We start from the raw sequence: 1,082 nt of genomic DNA, 5'->3' as shown, positions 1-1,082 counted from the left end.
TGGATGCGCGCACGACGAGACGAGGCTCATACACGATGGACCCAGGCCCGTCACCGTCCCGCTTCCCGCGCTCAATGGCCCGCATCACCCACTTCGCCGCATCCAACCCCATCTGTGTCTTCGGATGCTCCACCGTCGTTAGCTTGATCTCCGTCGCCTCCGCCAGGTACGAGTCGTCGTACCCCACCAGCGACATCTCCTCCGGCACCCGAATGTTAAGCTCCCGCAGGACGTCCAGCACCTTCACCGCCAGCTGGTCGTTGTAGCACACAATCCCGGTCGGCCGCTCCCCTTCGCGCTCCAGCACCTCCCGCACGCGCTGTACCACACCCGCCCCCAGCTCCTCCGTCCGATACGTGATGAGCCACTCCGGTTTCACGGACACGCCCGCCTCCCGGCAGGCGTCCATAAATCCCTGCATCCGGTAGACACCCTGCAAGTCGTCCGTCTTAAACACGCCCATCAGCTTCCGGTGCCCAAGCTCCAGCAGATGGTGCGTCGCCATCCACCCGCCCTTCTTGTCGTCCATGATGATATGTGGCGGGTCGAGCTGCGGATAGTATTGGTTGATCATCACGTACGGGATTTTCCGTTGCTCAAGCTCCAAGTAGTACCGGATGTTCGGATTGTACGTGCTCGATTCCGTCGGCTCCACAATCAGCCCTGCGATGGGCCGCTGCAACATCGACTCCAGGCACTGCGCTTCCTTCGCCAAATCGTTGTACGTGCAAGCCAAAATCACCGAATACCCTTTGTTCGTCACGTACGATTCGATTCCACGAATGATGGTGGGGAAGATGTAGTCCGAGATGTACGTCGTAATGACGCCGATGTATTTGCGCGCTTCCTGATTCTCTCCCGACAAGCGCTCTTCCTGGGGGAAGGCGCAGAAGGTTCCCGCGCCCTGCTCCCGGTACAAAAGTCCCTCATGCACCAAATCGCCAACCGCCTGCCGAATCGTGTGCCGGCTGACGCGGAACATCTTGATGAGTTCGTTTTCGGAATAGATCTTTTGCCCAGGCTTCACCTTGCCCGTGCGGATCCACTCTCGAATCTGCTCTTTCACCATCACGTATTTGGCC

Annotated in this window: 1 protein-coding gene; it reads right to left on the bottom strand. The window is 59.2% G+C overall.

Going from position 1 to position 1,082, the window contains the following annotated elements; translation table 11 throughout:
- A partial coding sequence (locus AS26_RS13605; protein ID WP_157068524.1) for a GntR family transcriptional regulator occupies positions 1-1,082 on the bottom strand: 1,082 nt, incomplete at both ends.

It is taken from the genome of Alicyclobacillus sendaiensis NBRC 100866 (genome assembly GCF_001552675.1).
Classification (GTDB): domain Bacteria; phylum Bacillota; class Bacilli; order Alicyclobacillales; family Alicyclobacillaceae; genus Alicyclobacillus; species Alicyclobacillus sendaiensis.
This window is presented reverse-complemented; position numbering and strand designations above follow the sequence as displayed.